General features: G+C 71.4%; 16 protein-coding genes, 1 rRNA gene and 1 pseudogene. 6 read left to right on the top strand and 12 right to left on the bottom strand.

What is annotated here, in order from left to right; all coding sequences use genetic code 11:
* Positions 1-411 precede the first annotated feature (411 nt).
* Together ACWD02_RS22150 and recN are read right to left on the bottom strand one after the other, a co-directional pair.
* A complete protein-coding gene (locus tag ACWD02_RS22150; RefSeq protein ID WP_451213430.1) occupies positions 412-1,188 on the bottom strand; it encodes a hypothetical protein in 777 nt (258 codons plus the stop codon).
* A gap of 112 nt (positions 1,189-1,300) precedes the next feature.
* The gene (gene recN / locus ACWD02_RS22145) at positions 1,301-3,028 is read right to left on the bottom strand and encodes a DNA repair protein RecN (RefSeq protein ID WP_451214556.1); all 1,728 of its coding nucleotides are present in this window, start codon (positions 3,026-3,028) and stop codon (positions 1,301-1,303) included.
* 231 nt (positions 3,029-3,259) lie between these two features.
* Between recN and ACWD02_RS22140 the strand changes: the two genes are divergently transcribed.
* On the top strand, positions 3,260-4,609 hold the full coding sequence (locus ACWD02_RS22140) for an FtsX-like permease family protein (protein WP_451213428.1): 1,350 nt from the start codon (positions 3,260-3,262) through the stop codon (positions 4,607-4,609).
* Between the two features lie 76 nt (positions 4,610-4,685).
* Here the strand turns inward: ACWD02_RS22140 and ACWD02_RS22135 are convergent, their stop codons facing one another.
* From ACWD02_RS22135 to ACWD02_RS22125, 3 genes are read right to left on the bottom strand one after another with little or no spacing between them, the layout of a single operon-like run.
* Complete coding sequence (locus ACWD02_RS22135) at positions 4,686-5,591, bottom strand: NAD kinase (RefSeq protein WP_451214554.1); 906 nt, start codon at positions 5,589-5,591, stop codon at positions 4,686-4,688.
* A gap of 11 nt (positions 5,592-5,602) precedes the next feature.
* Positions 5,603-6,418: a TlyA family RNA methyltransferase gene (locus ACWD02_RS22130; RefSeq protein ID WP_451213425.1), complete on the bottom strand. Its 816-nt coding sequence runs from the start codon at positions 6,416-6,418 to the stop codon at positions 5,603-5,605.
* A 7-nt stretch (positions 6,419-6,425) separates the two neighbouring features.
* Complete coding sequence (locus tag ACWD02_RS22125) at positions 6,426-6,737, bottom strand: hypothetical protein (RefSeq protein ID WP_451213423.1); 312 nt, start codon at positions 6,735-6,737, stop codon at positions 6,426-6,428.
* Positions 6,738-6,779: 42 nt separating this feature from the next.
* Here ACWD02_RS22125 and ACWD02_RS22120 point away from each other — a divergent pair, with 42 nt between their 5' ends.
* Entirely contained in the window at positions 6,780-7,127 is a 348-nt protein-coding gene (locus tag ACWD02_RS22120) for an alkyl sulfatase C-terminal domain-containing protein (protein ID WP_451213420.1), read from the top strand.
* Here the strand turns inward: ACWD02_RS22120 and ACWD02_RS22115 are convergent.
* Genes ACWD02_RS22115 through ACWD02_RS22105 form a run of 3 tightly spaced genes read right to left on the bottom strand, consistent with a single transcriptional unit; the run spans position 7,111 to position 10,054 of the window.
* The gene (locus ACWD02_RS22115; protein WP_451213417.1) at positions 7,111-7,989 is read right to left on the bottom strand and encodes an ABC transporter ATP-binding protein; all 879 of its coding nucleotides are present in this window, start codon (positions 7,987-7,989) and stop codon (positions 7,111-7,113) included. The genes ACWD02_RS22120 and ACWD02_RS22115 overlap by 17 nt on opposite strands.
* Complete coding sequence (locus ACWD02_RS22110) at positions 7,986-9,014, bottom strand: FecCD family ABC transporter permease (RefSeq protein WP_451213415.1); 1,029 nt, start codon at positions 9,012-9,014, stop codon at positions 7,986-7,988. Before ACWD02_RS22110 ends, ACWD02_RS22115 begins: the two co-directional genes overlap by 4 nt.
* Positions 9,011-10,054: a FecCD family ABC transporter permease gene (locus tag ACWD02_RS22105; protein ID WP_451213412.1), complete on the bottom strand. Its 1,044-nt coding sequence runs from the start codon at positions 10,052-10,054 to the stop codon at positions 9,011-9,013. The genes ACWD02_RS22110 and ACWD02_RS22105 overlap by 4 nt, the downstream gene beginning before the upstream one ends.
* A 53-nt stretch (positions 10,055-10,107) precedes the next feature.
* On the opposite strand from ACWD02_RS22105, the gene ACWD02_RS22100 reads away from it, so the two are divergent.
* From ACWD02_RS22100 to ACWD02_RS22090, 3 genes are read left to right on the top strand one after another with little or no spacing between them, the layout of a single operon-like run.
* Positions 10,108-11,148 (top strand): ABC transporter substrate-binding protein, encoded by a 1,041-nt coding sequence (locus ACWD02_RS22100; protein WP_451214552.1) that lies wholly within the window; start codon positions 10,108-10,110, stop codon positions 11,146-11,148.
* Positions 11,148-12,179: an ABC transporter substrate-binding protein gene (locus ACWD02_RS22095; RefSeq protein ID WP_451213409.1), complete on the top strand. Its 1,032-nt coding sequence runs from the start codon at positions 11,148-11,150 to the stop codon at positions 12,177-12,179. The genes ACWD02_RS22100 and ACWD02_RS22095 overlap by 1 nt, the downstream gene beginning before the upstream one ends.
* On the top strand, positions 12,179-13,012 hold the full coding sequence (locus tag ACWD02_RS22090; protein ID WP_451213406.1) for a siderophore-interacting protein: 834 nt from the start codon (positions 12,179-12,181) through the stop codon (positions 13,010-13,012). Before ACWD02_RS22095 ends, ACWD02_RS22090 begins: the two co-directional genes overlap by 1 nt.
* Positions 13,013-13,195: 183 nt before the next feature.
* Here ACWD02_RS22090 and ACWD02_RS22085 read toward each other — a convergent pair whose 3' ends face one another.
* Entirely contained in the window at positions 13,196-14,224 is a 1,029-nt protein-coding gene (locus ACWD02_RS22085; RefSeq protein WP_451213403.1) for an HAD hydrolase-like protein, read from the bottom strand.
* A 72-nt stretch (positions 14,225-14,296) separates the two neighbouring features.
* Here ACWD02_RS22085 and ACWD02_RS22080 point away from each other — a divergent pair, with 72 nt between their 5' ends.
* Entirely contained in the window at positions 14,297-15,574 is a 1,278-nt protein-coding gene (locus ACWD02_RS22080) for a DUF1015 domain-containing protein (RefSeq protein WP_451213400.1), read from the top strand.
* A gap of 84 nt (positions 15,575-15,658) precedes the next feature.
* Here the strand turns inward: ACWD02_RS22080 and ACWD02_RS22075 are convergent, their stop codons facing one another.
* The 3 genes and pseudogenes from ACWD02_RS22075 to rrf form a co-directional block, all read right to left on the bottom strand.
* Positions 15,659-16,480 carry a hypothetical protein gene (locus ACWD02_RS22075; protein ID WP_451214550.1) on the bottom strand — a complete coding sequence of 274 codons (822 nt, stop codon included), beginning with the start codon at positions 16,478-16,480 and terminating at the stop codon, positions 15,659-15,661.
* Between the two features lie 429 nt (positions 16,481-16,909).
* A pseudogene (locus tag ACWD02_RS22070) lies at positions 16,910-17,548 on the bottom strand (DEAD/DEAH box helicase); the annotation flags it as partial.
* 279 nt (positions 17,549-17,827) lie between these two features.
* Positions 17,828-17,944 (bottom strand): 5S ribosomal RNA (gene rrf / locus ACWD02_RS22065).
* Between the last annotated feature and the right edge of the window lie 201 nt (positions 17,945-18,145).

The raw sequence follows: 18,145 nt of genomic DNA, 5'->3' as shown, positions 1-18,145 counted from the left end.
CCTACGGCCCTCGCATCTTCGCAGCGACCACGCCCCCGACGAAAGACTTCCGAAACTTCAGCACACCAGGACTTCCCCGCCCCATGCCACCCGCCCCCCGAGGCCCGACCCTGCACCCGGCTCCCCCACGTCCAGCGACGGCAGGCACAGCCCAGGCCAAAGGCAAGGCCGAGCCTCCGGCCGAAGGCGCACACTGCGACGCCCACGGCTGGGGTCCTTCTGCCGGACTCCGTGGCGTCGCGACGCCCGGCACGCACCCTCGCGGGTCGGCCCCCACAGCCAGGGCCACGCCGCGTGCAGCGTGAGGCGCGCGCGAACGGTGAGGCCGAGGTTCACACCCGAGGCGCACAGCCCCGCGCCCCGCGGCAGGACGCGGGGCGCGTGTGACAAAGCCGGGCCCCGGCCGAACCCCTAGGCCCGACCCCGCGCCACCGCGCTCACCTTCTCGCCGAACGCGGCCGCCGCCACGACCCCCGCCGCGTGCAGCGCGAGGCCGGCTCGGCCGTTGCCCGTGGTGATGGCGAGCCCGAGTGCCGCGCCCAAGGCGTGTGCTCCCGCGTCGCCGAGCATGACGCGTTCCCCGATGTCGTCCGGCAGCACGGCCACCGCGGCTCCCACGGAGGCGGCCGAGAGGACTCCGGCATCGCCTCGGCGCAGCATCCCCGGTGCCCCCAGCGCGACCACCGCCGCGGCGGCCCTTCCCGGGCGTACGTCCACGAGGTTGACGAAGTGTGCGGCGCCCGCGATCACCACGCCCGCAAGGAGCTTGTCCACCGGCCGCTCCTTGAGCAGTGCGCCCGCGGCGAGCCCCGCCGCGGAGACCCCGAACAACTTCACGGCCCCGCTGGTCACTTCGCCGTCCCGCAGCGCGCCCAGGTGCGCGCGAAAGCCCCGGCGCGGATCACCCTCCCCCGCCACGTCGTCGTACGCCCCGCAGGTCCCCGCCGAGAGCACGGCGAGCGCGGCCGCGGTGCGGGTCCTGGCGGGCAGCGCCACGGCTCCGGCCACCGCACCGAGGGCGGCGGCCGGCCCGGCGTACAACTCCACCGCCCGCCCCGCGTAGTTCCTCCGCTGCCAGCGGTCGGGGCCGCCGGGGGCGCGGGAGCGCAACGCGGTGGTGGCGGCACGGGTGACGGCGGCCGCGGCGAGGAGGGCGGTGAGGCGTCGGGCGGGCTTGCGGTCGATCATGCGGGCCAGGCTACGGGGAGGCCCGGCCCGTCCGGTCCGAGGACGAACTCGGCGAAGCGAAGCCGGTGACCGGCGGTACACAAAGCGCCCCAGCTGAAGGCGCCCCCGCCCGCTACCCGTCCCCCCGAGCCGTGGCCAGCAACTCCTCCGCATGCGCCCGCGCGGTCTCCGAGTCCTCCTGGCCCGCCAGCATCCGGGACAGCTCCCGCACCCGGTCCTCGCCTTCGAGCACGAGCACGCCGGAGCGCGTCACGGACCCGTCGTTCGTCTTCTCGACAAGGAGCTGCCGGTCCGCGAACGCCGCCACCTGCGGCAGATGCGTCACCACCACGACCTGCGCGGACTTGGCGAGCTTGGCGAGCCTGCGGCCGATCTCGACCGCGGCCTTCCCACCGACACCCGCGTCGACCTCGTCGAAGAGATACGTCGGAACGGGGTCCGTACCCGCGAAGACGACCTCGACGGCGAGCATCACACGCGAGAGCTCACCACCGGACGCACCCTTGGCGATCGGCCGCGGCGGGGCTCCGGGGTGCGGGGCGAGGAGGAGTTCCACCTCGTCCACGCCCGCGGGGCCGTACGCGACGAAGCGCCCGTCGACCGGCACACCGTCCGCGCCCTCCGGCACCTCCGTACTGGTGATGTCGATCGTCACGCGCGCGTGCGGCATCGCGAGCGAGGCCAGCTCCGCGGTGACGGCCGCCGCGAACCGCGACGCGGCCTCCTGGCGTGCGTCGGTCAACGCCTGCGCGAGCCCGGCGAGTTCACCGCGGAGCGCGTCCCGCTCGGCGGTGAGTTCCTCCAGGCGGTCGTCGTCGCCCTCGAGTTCGGTGAGCCGTGCGGCCCCCTCCTCGGCCCAGGCGAGCACGGCGTCGATGTCGGAGCCGTACTTGCGGGTCAGCTGGGTGAGCGCGGCCCGCCGCTCCTCCACCGCCGCGAGGCGCAGGGGATCGGCGTCGAGGTCGTCGGCGTAACCCGCGAGCTCTCCCGCCACATCGCCCAGCAGAATCCCGATCTCACCGATCCGCTCGGCAAGGGTGGCCAGCGCGGGGTCATGGGACCGCACCGCTTCGAGCGCCCGGTGCGCGCCCGCCACGAGCGTCGTGGCGTCGACACCCTCCGGGTCCTCGGGGACACCCGCGAGCGCGGCGTGCGCGGACGTGGCGGCGGAGGCGAGGGCCTCCGCGTGGCCGAGCCGCTCGGCCTCGGCGGCCAGTTCGGTGTCCTCGCCCGCACGCGGCTCCACGCCCGCGACCTCTTCGAGGCCGAAACGCAGCAGGTCGGCCTCCTGGGCCCGCTCACGCGCACGCGTGGTGATCTCGTCGACCTCGGTCGTCACGGCCCGCAGCCTGCGGTACGCCGCCGTGTACTTGGCCAGCGGCACGGTGACCGCGTCACCCGCGTACCGGTCGAGGGCCCCGCGCTGCCTGGCCGGCTTGAGCAGGCCCTGCTGATCCGTCTGACCGTGCACCGCCACGAGATCGTCGGCGAGCTCGGACAGCAGACCCACCGGAACCGAACGGCCGCCGAGGTGCGCACGCGAGCGCCCCTCCGCCGAGACCGTACGGCTGATGAGCAGCGCCCCGTCGTCGAGTTCGGCCCCCGCTTCCTCGGCGCGCACGGCAGCCGTGGCACCCGCGGGCACAGTGATCCGCCCTTCCACCACCGCCGCCTTGGCGCCGATCCGCACCAGGGCGGCGTCGGCACGTCCGCCGAGCAGCAGGCCAAGGCTGGTGACCACCATCGTTTTGCCCGCACCGGTCTCGCCGGTCACCGCGGTGAACCCCGGCGACAGCTCGACCACCGCGTCGTCGATGACTCCGAGCGACCGTATCCGCATCTCCTCCAACACGGACACGACCTTACGAGGTCATGGGCCAGGTGTGCGACGGCGCCCGGTCTCCTTCCACCTTCCTTCCACGAAGACGCAGGTGGCAAAGGCGGACCGAACGGACGCTGTCACTCGCAGGGGGTGGGGTTTTCCGGGGCGGGGAAGTACGGGATTACCCCACCACGATCTTCCTGACAGCCCCCTGGTGCGTGGGGGACCCAGGGCCCCACCATGATCGGTATGGGAACGGGACTGGCATGGGCGGCGCTGCGGGCGCATCGCCCGGCCTTCATGGGTACGGCGGTGGCCGCGCTCTTCGCGGCGACGGTGGTCAGCGCGTCGACGATGATGCTCGGCACGACGAGCACGGACGGTCTCTCCGCCCGGGCCCGCGGACAGATCACCGAGAACGGCGTCGGGGACATGGCCCTCGTCCTGCTCATCGGATCGATCTACATGTCGATATTCGTGGTCGCGTCGACCATGGGCACGGCCGTCGCCCAGCAGCACCGCGAGCTCGCCCTGGTGCGGTCCATCGGCGCCAGGCCCCGGCAGATCCGCCGGGCCGTGGCGGGTCAGGCGCTCGCCGCGTCGGTCCCGGCGGCGCTCGTCGGCTTCGTCATCGGCGGCTTCGCCGCACGCTGGTGGCACGCGGGCATGGTGTCGCACGGGCTGCTTCCCGCCGAGGCGGGCTTCCGGTTCGGCTGGGTCGCGCTGCCGGTGTGCCTGGGCGTGGCCGTGGTGACGACGACGCTCGCCGCGTTCCTCTCGGCACTGCGGTTCTCGCTCCTTCGCCCGGCCCGCGCCCTGAGCGAGGCGGCGACCGGTCGGCGGGGCCTCGGCACGCTGCGGGCGCCGCTCGGCGTGATCGCGGTCGTGGGGGCCTGCGCGTTGGCCGTGCTCCTGTCGAAGCAGCCGGCGGACGAGGCCGGTGAGGGGGCCTTCCTCGTCCTGATCCTCTTCTGCGCCGGCGCGGGTCTGCTCGGTCCGCGCATCATCGGACCCGCGGCCTGGCTGGTCTCCGCGCTGGTGGGCCGGTTCGGCGGCAGCGCGCGCCTCGCCATGCTCAACATCCGCTCACAGCCCCGCCGCTTCTCCGCCGCGGTCGTGCCGCTCGTCCTGGTCGTGGGATTCGGCCTGACCAAGATCAGCATGCACACGACGGCGCAGCACCACACGGGCTCGGCGGGCAGCACGGGCGAGGTCTGGCTCGACTATGTGGGCACCGGGCTCTACGCGGGCTTCGCCGCGATAGCCGCGGCGAACACCCTCGCCATGATCTCCTTCGAGCGCCGCCGCGATGTCGCCCTGCTGCGAGTGGTGGGCAGCCGGCGCTCCCAGGTGCGTGCCATGGCGGCCTGGGAGGCCGTGGTCGTCGCGGGGACGGCGCTGCTGCTCGGCACGGCGATAGCCCTCGGCACACTGGCGCCCATCCTGAGCACGGCGTTCGGTTCGTCACTCCCGCACCTGCCGTGGGCCGTGCCGACCGGGATCGCGGCGGGCACCCTGCTCCTCACCCTGTTCGCGACAGGCCTCCCGATCGCGAGCGTGCTGCGGCGCCGAGCGATCACTGTCGTGCAGGGAACGTGAGCGCCCCGAAGGGGCGCGGGGAACGGCGCGCTCAGCCACGACGAACCCACAGCTGAGCCCGCACCCCGGCGAGACGCTAGTGCGGAGCCCCGCGCCACCCCGACACCGGCAGGGCGAACTTGGCCACGAGCCGGTCGGTGAACGAGGCGTGGTGCAGCCGGGCGAGCCGCACCGGCACCTCACCCCTGCGCACCTCGACCCGGGCCCCCGGCGGCAGTTCCACGGTCCGCCGGCCGTCACACCACAGCACCCCGTGCGACGTGTGCTGCTGGACCTCGACGGCGAGCACCGAGTCCGGCGACGTCACCAGGGGCTTGGCGAACAGGGCGTGGGCGCTGATCGGCACCATCAGGAGCGCCTCCACCTCCGGCCACACCACGGGCCCGCCCGCGGAGAAGGCGTACGCGGTGGAGCCGGTGGGCGTCGCGCACACGATGCCGTCGCAGCCGAAGCCGGTGACCGGACGCCCGTCGATCTCCAGGACGACCTCGAGCATCAGCTCGGCCGACATCTTCTGCACGGCGGCTTCGTTCAGCGCCCAGTCGCGGTGCACGACACCGCCGTTGCTGTGCACGACGACGTCGATGGTCATCCGCTCCTCGACCTCGTACGCCTTCGTCACCACCCGGTCGACGACCTTGTCGAGGTCGTCGCGCTCGGCCTCGGCGAGGAAGCCGACCCGGCCCAGGTTCACGCCGAGCATCGGCACCCCGGAGGCCCGGGCGAACTCGGCGCCGCGCAGCAGCGTGCCGTCACCGCCGAGCACGACGAGCAGTTCACAGCCGTCGAGGCACTGCGGCGTGGCCTCCTTGACCGTGCCCACCTCGGACGGCAGCGGCAGATCGGCGGCCTCCGCCTCCAGGACGCGCACGCCGATGCCGCTGCGCAGCAGCCCCTGGACGACGAGTTCGGCGCTGCGGATGGCAGCGGGCCGGCCGGTGTGCGCGAGCAGGAAAACAGTACGAGCTCGGGTCTGGGTCACTCGGGTCTGAGTCAACGGGGCCCCTCCGCCACGGCACGGTCAACGTCCGCCGGGTCGAGTTCGGGCGCCCCGGCACGCAGCCACAGAAAGTACTCGACATTCCCGGAAGGTCCGGGCAGCGGGCTCGCGGTCACGCCACGCACACCGAGCCCGAGCCCCCACGCCTGGCGCGCCACACCGCGTACGGCGTCGGCCCGCAGCGCCGTGCTGCGCACCACACCGCCGCTGCCCAGGCGTTCCTTGCCGACCTCGAACTGCGGCTTGACCATCAGGACCAGGTCGGCGTCCGGGGCGGCGCAGCGCACGAGCGCGGGCAGCACCAGACCGAGCGGAATGAACGACAGATCGCCGACGATCAGGTCGACGGGGGTGCCGTCGATGGCCTCCAGCGTCAACTCGCGTACGTTCGTACGGTCCTTGACGGTGACCCGGTCGTCGCTCTGCAGCGACCAGGCGAGCTGGCCGTAACCGACGTCCACGGCGACCACGCCCGAGGCGCCCGCGCGCAGCAGCACATCGGTGAAGCCGCCGGTGGACGCGCCCGCGTCGAGCGCGCGCCGCCCCTCGACGACCAGGCCCTGCGGGACGAACGCGGCGAACGCGCCCGCCAGCTTGTGACCGCCGCGCGAGACGTAGTCGGGGTCGCCCTCGTCGTTCGCGACCACGATGGCCGCCGCGGTCTCCACCTGCGTCGCGGGCTTCGTCGCGGTGTTCTTGTCGACGGTCACCCGGCCGGCGGCGATCAGCTGGCTGGCGTGCTCGCGCGAGCGCGCCAGCTTGCGCCGGACGAGCTCGGCGTCGAGGCGGCGGCGTGCCACTCCTGCCACGTTCTGTTCAGCTCCTGTTGTACGAGGGCGAGTACGGGGGTGCGTGCTGGGACGAAGCCGCGGGCGTCCCCATGGGTGAGGGCGCCGGCGGCCCGGGGCGTGCGTCGAGCGCGGTCAGCGCGTCACGCAGTCCCCGGTGTACATCCTCGTACACCTCGATGTGGCCGTCCGTGGCGAGGTGGTCGGCGTCGCCGAGACGCCGCAGCAGGCCGTCCACTTCCGCGTCACCGGTCGGGACACGCTCCACCCCGAGGGGCGCGGGGCCGACGGGGTCGTACGTCTCCGGCTCAGGCTCGGGGCCCGGCAACGAGTCGCTCATGCCACGACGCTACCGCGAAGCGCTGCGGTACCGTCGATCACGATGGCGACGATCGAAGAGTGCCGCACGGCGCTCGACAAACTCTCGGACAACCTGGCGGGCGCCGAAGGCGGCGTGCGCGGCGCCGCCGCGCTCGACCGCTCACTCAGCTGCCGCATCACCGATCTCGACGTGACCTTCACCGGCCGTCTCGAGAACGGCCGGATCACGGTGCTCGACACCCATCCCGGAGCCCCTCGCGAGAAGGCCGAGATCCGCCTGGCCATGTCCGGCGACGATCTGGTGGCGCTGGTCGACGGCGAGCTGAACTTCGCGAAGGCCTGGGCCTCCGGCCGGGTCAAGCTGGAGGCGGGCCTGCGCGACATGCTCCGTCTCAGGTCGCTGCTTTAGCCCCGGCCGTGGTCTTCGTCCGCCGCCGCGCCGCGGGCACCACGAGCGGCGTCCCCGACTCCGGGTCGTCGATGATCTGGCATTCCATCCCGAAGGTCTCCCGTACGAGCTCCGCCGTCACGATCTCCGACGGCGGGCCCTCGGCGATGACCTCGCCGTCGCGCAGAGCGATGAGGTGGGTGGCGTAGCGAGCCGCGTGGTTGAGGTCGTGCAGGACGGCGACGAGTGTGCGCCCCTGCTCCTCGTGGAGGTCGGCGCACAGATCCAGCACGTCGATCTGATGCTGGATGTCGAGGAACGTCGTCGGCTCGTCCAGGAGCAGGAGCGGGGTCTGCTGGGCGAGCGCCATCGCGATCCAGACGCGCTGGCGCTGGCCGCCCGAGAGCTCGTCGACATAGCGGTCGGCCAGTTCGGCGACACCGGTCGAGGCCATCGACTCGTTCACGATCCGCTCGTCGTCCGCCGACCACTGGCGAAGGAGCCCCTGGTGGGGGTAGCGGCCGCGCGCCACCAGGTCGCCCACGGTGATCCCGTCGGGCGCGATGGACGACTGCGGGAGCAGGCCGAGGGTCCGTGCCACCTTCTTCGCGGGCATCGACTGGATGACGTTGCCGTCGAGCAGGACACGGCCCGCCGAGGGCTTGAGCATCCGCGACAGGGCGCGCAGCAAGGTGGACTTGCCGCAGGCGTTCGGGCCGACGATCACCGTGAAGGAGTTGTCGGGTATCTCGACGGACAACTTCTCCGCGATGACGCGCTGGTCGTAGCCAAGGGTCACGTCGTCCGCGATGAGCCGGTTCACTGCGGCACGCTCCTGCCTGTCGGTGCTCTCAGAGATCTTCGTGTCGGTACGGGTCTTCATATCCGCCCCGCCTTGCGCTCGATGACGAGCAGCCACAGCAGGTAGATGCCGCCGAGCACACCCGTGACCACGCCTACGGGCAGCTGGTCGGCGCCGAAGGCCCGCTGTGAGGCCCAGTCCGCGACGATCAGCAGGGTGGCGCCCATGAACATCGCCGGCATCAGGTTCGGCCCCGGTGAGCGGGTGAGCCGCCTGGCCAGCTGCGGCGCGGTGAGCGCGACGAAGCTGACGGGGCCCGCGGCGGCGGTGGCCGCTGCGGTGAGCAGCACGGCCGAGGCCATCAGGACGATGCGGGTGCGCTCGACGGGCACGCCGAGCGCGTAGCCGACGTCGTCGCCCATCTCCAGCATCCGCAGCGGACGGGCGTACGTCATGACGAGCGGCACGAGGATCGCGCACAGGATGAGCAGCGGCCAGACCTGCTCCCAGTCACGGCCGTTGAGCGACCCGGTCATCCAGACCACGGCGCGGGCGGCATCGACGATGTCCGCCTTGGTGAGCAGATAGCCGTTGATCGCGGTGACGAAGGCGGAGACGCCGATGCCGACAAGCACGAACCGGAAGCCGTGCACGCCCCGCTTCCAGGCGAGCACGTAGATGGCGAAGCCGGTCACCAGACCGCCCACCAGCGCCCCGCCCGCGACCTGCACCGCGGTGCCCTGGAAGAGGACGATCATGATGAGCGCGCCCGCGGTGGCCCCCTGCCCGAGGCCGAGGATGTCCGGACTGCCCAGCGGATTGCGGGAGATGGACTGGAAGATCGCGCCGCCGAGCCCGAGCGCGGCCCCCACGAGAAGGCCGACGAGGACCCGCGGCAGGCGCAGGTCGTTGATGATGAACTCCTGGCCGGCGTCCCCGTTGCCGAGCAGGGTGCGGATGACGTCGGCGGCGGGGATGGGGAAGTCGCCGGTGCCGATCAGGACGACGCTCGCGGCGAGCGCGGCCAGGATGAGCACGGCGACGACCACGGCCGTGCGGACGTCGAGGCGGAAGCTGAGCCCGCCCCGGGTGCGTATCGCCTTCACAGCTGGGCCAGCCTCCGCCGTCGTACGAGAAAGATGAAGACCGGGGCGCCGATCAACGCGGTGATGATGCCGACCTGCAGCTCGGCGGGGCGCGCGACGATACGCCCGATGACGTCGGCGCCGAGCAGCAGCACCGGCGAGAGGATCGCCGCGTACGGCAGGATCCAGCGCATGTCGGGCCCGGTGAAGGAGCGCACGACGTGCGGCACCATCAGGCCGACGAACATGATCGGCCCGCAGGCCGCGGTCGCCGCCCCGCAGAGCAGCGTCGCGGCGGCCATCGACAGGGCGCGGGTGCGGTTCAGATGGGCGCCGAGCGCGCGGGCGGTGTCGTCGCCCATGGCCATGGCGTTGAGCGGCCGGGCGAGGCCCAGGGCGAGCACGATGCCGATCACGAGGAAGGGCAGGACCTGGAGGATGGTCTCGTACTTGGCCGATGCCAGGGAGCCGACCGTCCAGAAGCGCATCTTGTTGAGCGCGGCGTTGTCCGTGATCATCACGGCCTGCAGATAGCCGTAGAGCGCGGCGCTCAGCGCGGTACCGGCGAGCGCGAGCCGTACGGGCGTCGCGTTGCGGGTCCCGCCGAGCGCGTAGACGGCGGCGCCGACGACCGCCGCTCCGGCGAAGGCGAACCACACGTAGCCGCTCAGCGAGGTGACGCCGAAGAAGCTGATGGCGGTGACGACGGCGGCCGATGCCCCGAGGTTGATGCCGAGCAGTCCCGGGTCGGCCAGCGGGTTGCGCGTCAGCGCCTGCAGCACGGCGCCCGCGAGGCCGAGGGCCACGCCGACGAGCACGCCGAGCAGCGTCCGCGAGAGCCGCTCTCCGACGACGACATCGCCGTACGTCCCGGTGTCCTGGAAGAGCCCGTGCCAGACCTGGTCCAGGGACATCTGTTTGGCACCGACCGCGATGCTCGCCACGACGACGAGCAGCAGCACACAGACCGAGACGAGGAGCCCGGCGCTGCGTATCGCGCGGCGGTTGGGTGGCGCGGGGGCGGTCTCCGCGCTGGCTTCGGGGGGACTGTCGACCAACACCAGGTTAGGTTAGCCTACCCTCGCACTTGACTTCGACGAGAGAGGCACCCCGCATGCGTGCCCGCCGCCCGATACCTCCCGGTCCGACCCGACGTGGCGTACTAGGCGTGAGCGGCGCCCTCGGCATCGGCGGGCTCCTGACAGCATGCGGCGGTACTGAGAACGACGCGAAGTCGTCAGACGGCGGCAAGGGCTGGAGCTTCAAGGACGACCGCGGCACGACGGCGAAGGCCGCCGGGCGTCCGCGCAGGATCGTCGCCTACATCGGAGCGGCCGCCGCGCTGCACGACTTCGGCGTCGAATGCACCGGCGTCTTCGGCCCGACGAAGCTGAAGAACGGCGAACCCGACGTACAGGCTGCGGGTGTCGATGTCGACAAGGTGACCGTCATCGGCAACACCTGGGGCGAGTTCAGCATCGAGAAGTACGCCAAGCTCCGCCCCGAACTCCTCGTCACCACCATGAACGTGCCGCCGACGCTCTGGTACGTCCCCGAGGAATCCGCCAAGAAGATCACCTCGCTCGCACCCACCGTCGGCATCCTCACCGGCAAGACCTCCCTGACGAAGGCGATCGGCCGCTTCGCGGAACTCGCCGAATCGCTGGGCGCCGATCTCGGGGCACGGAAGGTCACCGCCGCGAAGAAGCGCTTCGAGGCGGCATCGGAGACGCTCCGCAGGTCCGCGAAGGCAGCCAATTCCCGGGGTGGCCTGAAGGTCATGGCGGTGGCGGCGCAGGCCGACCTGCTCTACGTGGGCAACCCGGCCGACTTCACCGACCTGCGCCACTACGCCGACCTCGGCATCGAGTTCGTCACCCCGGCGCGGACGGCCAAGGGCGGTTTCTTCCAGGAGCTGGGCTGGGAGAACGCCGACACCTACGACGCCGATCTGATCCTCGTCGACGAACGGACCGGCAATCTCCAGCCCGACGAGCTCAAGAAGTCCAGGCCCACCTGGGCGAAACTCCCCGCGGTCAAGGCGGGCCAGGTCATCTCCTGGTCGAACGAGGCCCAGTTCAGTCACGCCGGCTACGCGCCGCTCATCGAGCAGCTCGCGGCAGCCGTCGACAAGTCGAAGAAGGCGGCAGCCTGATGCCCACCACCCACCGCCCCCTCGCCTCCAGAGGCATGTCCCGCCGCGGCCTGCTGGCCTCCGGCGGAGCCCTCGGGCTCGGCGCGCTGCTCAGCGCCTGCGGGAGCGACGAGAAGAAATCCGGGAAGAGCGCGGGCTCGAAGTCCTGGAGCTTCAAGGACGACCGTGGCAAGACCGCCGAGCTCGACCACGCCCCGAAGAACATCGTCGCCTACATCAGCACGGCGGCGGCCCTGCACGACTACGGCGTCACCTGCACCGGAGTCTTCGGCCCCTCCAAGCCGGTGGACGGCAAGCCCAACCCACAGGCAGGCGATCTCGATGTCGGCAAACTGACGAGCCTGGGCGAGTCCTTCAACCAGTTCAGCATCGAGAAGTACGCGGCGCTCGAGCCCGACCTCCTGGTCAGCAACATGTTCCCGCCGCCCGCCCTCTGGTTCGTGCCCGAGGAAAGCACCAAGAAGATCGAGGCACTCGCGCCCACGGTCGGCATCAACGGCGCCCGCGCCTCACTCCTGGAGCCGCTCAAGCGCTACACCGAACTCGCGGAGGCGCTCGGCGGCGACCTCAAGTCGGAGAAGGTGCGCGCCGCCAAGGCCCGCTTCGACAAGGCCGAGCGCCGACTGCGCAAGGCGGCCAAGGCCAACCCCGGCCTGAAGGTCCTCGCGATGACCGGCGACGCCGACCAGTTCTATGTCGCCGTGCCGGACTCGTACTGCGACCTGAACTACTTCAAGGATCTCGGCGTCGAATTCGTCGAGGGCAAGAAGAGCGATGAATGGGGCTTCTGGGAATTCCTCAGCTGGGAGAACGCCGACAAATACCACGCGGATCTCATCATGATGGACAACCGGTCGAGCGCGCTGCCGCCCAAGGAGCTCGCGAAGAAACCCACCTGGGAACTGCTCCCCGCCGTCAAGGCCGACCAGACCGTGCCCTGGTCGATGGAGGAGCGCTACAGCTACGCCGGTTTCGCCCCCGTGCTCGAACAACTCGCCGCCGCCATCGAGAAGTCGAAGAGGCTCACCTGATGACTGACTCCCCCTACCACTTCTTCGACACCCACGTACTGCGCACCGAGTACGTCACCCCCTCCATGATCCGCGTGGCCCTCGGCGGCGAGGACCTGGCACGGATGGCCTCGGCGGGCCGCGACCAGCGCATCAAGGTGTTCCTGCCGCACCCGGGCCAGGACGCCCCGGTCATGCCGGACACGACGGAAGGCGACGCATCCAGCTGGTACGCCGACTGGTGCGCCCTCGACCCCGACGTGCGGGGCATCATGCGCACCTACACCACGCGTGAACTGCGCCGCGATCCGGACGAGTTGATCGTCGACTTCGCGGTCCACGGCGCGACCCCCTCGCCCTTTGACGGGCCGGCCACCAGCTGGGCGCGGTCCGCTGGGCCGGGCGCGCGGATCGGCGTGCTCGCCCCGATCGAGGAGGAGAACGGCGCCTACGACTTCAGGCCGCCGCAGGACACCGACTGGGTCCTCCTCACGGCGGACGAGTCGGCGCTCCCGGCGGTCGCGGCCATCCTGGAGACGCTCCCGCCCCGGACGCCGACCCGCGTCTGGATCGAGGTCCACGACCTGGCAGACAAGCAGGAGCTGTCCACGAAGGCCGACGCCGAGATCACCTGGCTCACGGAGGAGGGCTCGACGCCGTCCGCGATCCGCGCCGCCGAGCTGCCTTCGGGCACCCCGTACGCCTGGGTCACGGGCGAGTCCGCGACCGTCAAGACGGTCCGGCGCCACTTGGTCGGCGACCGCGGCTTCGATCGCAAGCGGATCTCGTTCTCCGGATACTGGCGCAAGGGCACCACCACGGACGAGCTGATAGACCGCAACGAGACGGCCTGACCCGCCCCCTCACCGAAGCCCTGCCCCCGGTGAAGCCCCGACCGCCCCGCCGCGGCCGGGGCTTCACCAGGGGACGGGGCTTCACCGCGGAGCACGGATTCGCCGTGGGCCGGGCAGCGCGGGGTCTCTCTCCCCCCAATCCGCACCGGCCCCTTGGCCAAAGTCATAGGCAGAGCCCCGGAGCTACAACCCCAACCGCGTCAGCGCCTTCTCCCCGTCCAGCGCGCACTTCCCGTCCCCCGCCTCCGTCCACGCAGCCGCGCACAGCGCCCGCAGCCCGTCCATGACCTCGCCCTCGCCGTCGAGCACCAGCTCGTGCCCCCGCGCCGAAGCCGTCCAGCCGCCGCAGCCGAAGCCGCCCTCCGCCGGAGTCACTTCGGGCTGGCCGGTCAGCATGCCGCGCAGGTCCGCGTCCACGTACGTGGGCCGGTGCTCGGGCGGGGCGGCGAGCAGCTGGGCGCCGTCCGTGACTCCGGTCAGGACGAGCAGCGAGTCCACCTCGCCGTTGAACGCGCCCTCGATGTCCGTGTCGAGCCGGTCCCCCACGACCAACGGCCGCTTCGCACCCGTCCGCAGGATCGTCTCGCGGTGCATCGGAGGCAACGGCTTGCCCGCCACCTGCGGCTCCGCACCCGTCGCGATGCGCACGACCTCGACCGCCGCGCCATTGCCCGGCGCGATGCCCCGCGCACCGGGAATCGTCAGATCCGTGTTGGACGCGAACCACGGCACACCCCGCGCGATCGCGTAACAGGCCTCGGCGAACCGCCCCCACGCCATGTCGGGACCGCCGTACCCCTGCACGACCGCCACGGGACCGTCGTCAGCCGACTCCACCGGCTCAAGACCACGCTCCCGCAGCGCGACCCGCAGCCCCTCCCCGCCGATCACCAACACACGTGCCCCTTCGGGGACTTGCTCGCTCACCAGCCGCGCCGCCGCCTGCGCGGACGTGATGACGTCCGCGGCCCCCGTCGGGATGCCGAGCTCCGACAGATGCTCGGCCACCGCGTCCGGCGTACGGAGCGCGTTGTTCGTCACGTACGCCAGATGCATGCCGCCGGACCGGGCCGTCCCCAGCGAATCGACGGCATGGTCGATCGCGTGACCGCCCGCGTACACCACCCCGTCCAGGTCGAGCAGCGCCGTGTCATACGCCTCGCTCAGCACATTCCGGCTGCCTTCGGGCCGCGTCCTGACGGTCTGGCTCATTACGCATCGCTCCTCGATCGATCCCACTCCCCCGATCATCGCTCATGCCACTGACACACATACGATGCAGCAATGAACACAGCGGGTCATACCGACGACCAAGGCCTCGAGCTGATCCCGTTCCGAGGCGTGCGCTACGACCCCGATCGGGTCGGCAGCCTTGCCGCCGTGACGTCCCCGCCGTACGACGTGGTCGTACGGCCCGACGGGCTGCTCCACCTGGAGTCCGCCGACCCGCACAACATCGTCCGGCTGATCCTCCCGCAGGCGACCACACCGGCGGCGCGCAACCAACAGGCCGCCGAGACCCTGCACGCCTGGCTCTCCAAGGGCATCCTCGCGCCCGACCCGGAGCCGAGCCTCTACATCTACGAGCAGCGCGACGCCGGCATCCTGCAGCGCGGTGTCATCGGCGCACTGCGCCTCTCCGAGGCGAAGGACGGCATCGTCCTGCCCCACGAAGGCGTCATGCCGCACGTCGTGGAGGACCGCGCGGCCCTGATGCGCGCGACGAGCGCCAACCTGGAACCGCTGCTCCTGACCTACCGCTCGGACGGCGACGCCAAGGGCGCGACAGCCGTCATCGAGCGCACCGTCATAACCGAACCTCTCCTGTCGACGACCACGGAGGACGGCTTCAGCCACCGCCTGTGGGCGGTCACCGACCCCGCCGACCTCGCCGAGATCCAGTCAGATCTCTCCCACCACCAGGCCCTGATCGCGGACGGACACCACCGCTGGGCGACCAATCTCCGGCTGCGCTCCGAGCACCCGTCCGACAGCGCCTGGGACTACGGCCTGGTACTCCTGGTGGACACCGCGCGCTACCCGCTCCGGGTCCGCTCCATCCACCGCTACCTGCACGGGCTTCCGGTCGCCGACGCCCTCGCCGCCCTCGGGGACTCCTTCCGCACACGCACCGTCGATGGCCCCCTGCCACGCGCCCTCGAAGCCCTGGCCGAAGCAGCGGCCGAGGGCAACGCCTTCCTCCTCGTGGGTGACGGCGCCTTCCACCTCGTGGACCGCCCCTCCCCCGACCTCCTGGCCCGTACGATCCCGGCGGACCCGCCGGAGGCCTGGCGCACCCTGGACGCGACGGTCCTGCACTCCACGCTCCTCGATCACATCTGGCAGATCCCGGACGCCCCGGAACACATCGCGTACATCCACGACACCGAGGCGACCGTGGAGAAGGCGGAACGCGACGGAGGCACCGCGGTCCTGATGCACCCGGTCCGCGAAGAAGTCGTACGCGACCTGGCCCGCCAGGGCGTCACGATGCCCCGCAAGTCCACGTCCTTCGGCCCCAAGCCGGCATCGGGCCTGGTCCTGCGCAGCCTGGACTTCTGAAGCGCGCGCATACGACGCCCACATACGACAACGGGCGGGACCCCCGATGGGATCCCGCCCGTTGTCGTACTACCAGGTCAGTGCTCAGGCCTTGCGGTCCTCGTCACCATCGTCGTCCAGCTCGAAGTCGTCCTCGTCGTAGTACTCCTCGACGCCCTCGTCCTCGTCCTCATGGACGGGAGCGGCCTCGACGGCCGCGGGCTCCGCGACCGGCGCGTCAGCGTCGCCATGGAGCGCGTCGACGAACTCGACACCGTCCAGCTCAGCCAGACGGTCGGAGGCGTCGGTGCTGCCGTCCTTGTCGGACTCGACGACCTTTGCGAACCATTCGCGCGACTCGTCCTCACGCCCCGCGGCGAGCAGCGCGTCGGCGTACGCGTACCGCAGTCGCGCGGTCCACGGCTGGACGGAGTTCGACGCCAGCTCGGGGCCCTGCAGGGTGACGATCGCGGCATCGATCTGCCCCAGGTCACGCCGCGCACCGGCGGCGACCAGACGCATCTCGACCTGTCCCGGCTTGTCCAGCTTCTGCACCTCGGGCGCCCCGGCCATGTCCAGCGCCTTCTCGGGCCGGCCCATGCCGCGCTCACAGTCCGCCATGACGGGCCAGAGCTCGACACTGCCGGTCATCCGCTTGGCGGCCCGGAACTCACCGAGGGCCTCGCTGTACTTCTGGGTCGCGTACGCCGCGAAGCCCGCCGCCTCGCGTACGGCGGCGACACGCGAGGCGAGCCGCAGCGCGACGCGCGAGTACTCGTAGGCCTGCTCGGGGTCCTCGTCGATGAGGTTGGCGACCATCACCAGGTTCCTGGCGACGTCCTCAGCGAGCCCCTTGGGAAGACTCTGCAGCTCCTGCTGCACGTCCTTGTCGATCTCGCGCCCCGTGACGTCCTCGGGGATCGGCAGCCGCTTGATCGGCTCGCGGTCACGGTCCCGGTCGTCACGGCCGCGGTATCCACCACGGTCGCCGTCACGCCGGTCGTCGCGCCCGCGGAACCCACCGGGCCGCCCACCACGGTCGTCACGCCTCGGCCCACGGTCATCGCGCCCACGGAAGCCGCCACCGCCGCCACCACGGTTGTCATCGCGACGGAAACCACCACGGTCACCACCGCGGTCGTCGCGCCGGAACCCACCACGGTCGCCACCGCGGTCATCCCGACGGTCGTCACGGCGGAACCCACCGCGATCGCCACCGCCACGGTTGTCGTCACGCCGGTCGTCGCGCTGGAAAGCGGGACGGTCGCCGCCACGGGGCCGGTCATCACGCTGGAAGGCAGGACGGTCGCCGCCACGGGGCCGGTCATCACGCTGGAAGGCAGGACGGTCGCCGCCACGGGGCCGGTCATCCCGACGGAAGCCACCACGGTCGCCACCGCCACGGTTGTCGTCACGGCGGAAACCACCACGGTCGCCACCACCGCGGTTGTCATCGCGACGGAAACCGCCACCGCCGCGGTCGTCACGCCGGTCATCCCGGCGGAACGGCAGACGGTCGCCGCCGCCGCTCCGGTCGTCACGACGCGGAGCACCGGAAGTGGACCGGTCGTCACGGCGGAACGGGGGACGGTCGCCGCCACCGCTCCGGTCGTCACGACGCGGGGCGCCAGAGGTCGAGCGGTCGTCACGACGGAACCCGGGGCGGTCGCCGCCGCCACGGTTGTCGCGACCGCGGTTGTCATCGCGACGGAAACCGCCGCGGTCACCGCCGCGGTCGTCACGCCGGTCATCCCGGCGGAACTGGGGACGGTCGCCGTCACGGCGGTCGTCGCGGCGCGGACCGCCCGAGGTCGAGCGGTCGTCACGACGGAACCCGGGGCGGTCGCCGCCGCCACGGTTGTCATCACGTCGGAAACCACCACGGTCACCGCCGCCACCACGGTTGTCGTCACGACGGAAACCGCCGCGCTCGCCACCACGGTCGTCGCGGCGGGGGGCGCCCCGGTCACGGTCGTCACGGCGGGGGCCACCGGAGGTGGGGCGGTCGTCGCGGCGGAACGGAGGACGCCCGCCACCACTGCGGTCGTTGTCGCGACGCGGTGCGCCGCCACGGTATCCGCCCCGGTCGCCACCGTCCCGGCTGCGCTGCCCGCGCTCCGGTCGCTCGTCGGGAGAGTTGGTGGACATCGGTGACTCCTAGTCTTCGGTACCGCAGTCATTCTCGCGCAGCCGGGTAGCCGGCGCGCTTCGACAAAAACAAAAAGGACCCTTGGTCCCAGCGTGGACGCTGGGACCAAGGGTCCTCCAAAAATTGTTCGGCGGCGTCCTACTCTCCCACAGGGTCCCCCCTGCAGTACCATCGGCGCTATGAGGCTTAGCTTCCGGGTTCGGAATGTAACCGGGCGTTTCCCTCATGCTATGACCACCGAAACCCTATGAAATATCCCGCCGCAAAAGCGGGATCTCAAACAGGGCAGCGAACAAGCACACTCTTCAATTAAGTGGTGTAGCCGTTCAGCCGACACAACTGTTCGTTGTTTCAGAACCAACACAGTGGACGCGAGCAACTGAGGACAAGCCCTCGGCCTATTAGTACCAGTCACCTCCACCCGTTACCGGGCTTCCAGATCT

It is taken from the genome of Streptomyces sp. NPDC002853 (assembly GCF_053591915.1).
Note: the sequence above shows the minus strand (reverse complement) of the source record. Positions and strands in the feature narration are given on the sequence as shown.

Coding starts and splice junctions, on each gene's coding strand:
- ACWD02_RS22150 (WP_451213430.1), bottom strand. CDS start 1,188: ATGATCGACCGCAAGCCCGCCCGACGCCTCACCGCCCTCCTCGCCGCG.
- recN (WP_451214556.1), bottom strand. CDS start 3,028: ATGCGGATACGGTCGCTCGGAGTCATCGACGACGCGGTGGTCGAGCTG.
- ACWD02_RS22140 (WP_451213428.1), top strand. CDS start 3,260: ATGGGAACGGGACTGGCATGGGCGGCGCTGCGGGCGCATCGCCCGGCC.
- ACWD02_RS22125 (WP_451213423.1), bottom strand. CDS start 6,737: ATGAGCGACTCGTTGCCGGGCCCCGAGCCTGAGCCGGAGACGTACGAC.
- ACWD02_RS22120 (WP_451213420.1), top strand. CDS start 6,780: ATGGCGACGATCGAAGAGTGCCGCACGGCGCTCGACAAACTCTCGGAC.
- ACWD02_RS22115 (WP_451213417.1), bottom strand. CDS start 7,989: ATGAAGACCCGTACCGACACGAAGATCTCTGAGAGCACCGACAGGCAG.
- ACWD02_RS22100 (WP_451214552.1), top strand. CDS start 10,108: ATGCGTGCCCGCCGCCCGATACCTCCCGGTCCGACCCGACGTGGCGTA.
- ACWD02_RS22095 (WP_451213409.1), top strand. CDS start 11,148: ATGCCCACCACCCACCGCCCCCTCGCCTCCAGAGGCATGTCCCGCCGC.
- ACWD02_RS22090 (WP_451213406.1), top strand. CDS start 12,179: ATGACTGACTCCCCCTACCACTTCTTCGACACCCACGTACTGCGCACC.
- ACWD02_RS22085 (WP_451213403.1), bottom strand. CDS start 14,224: ATGAGCCAGACCGTCAGGACGCGGCCCGAAGGCAGCCGGAATGTGCTG.
- ACWD02_RS22080 (WP_451213400.1), top strand. CDS start 14,297: ATGAACACAGCGGGTCATACCGACGACCAAGGCCTCGAGCTGATCCCG.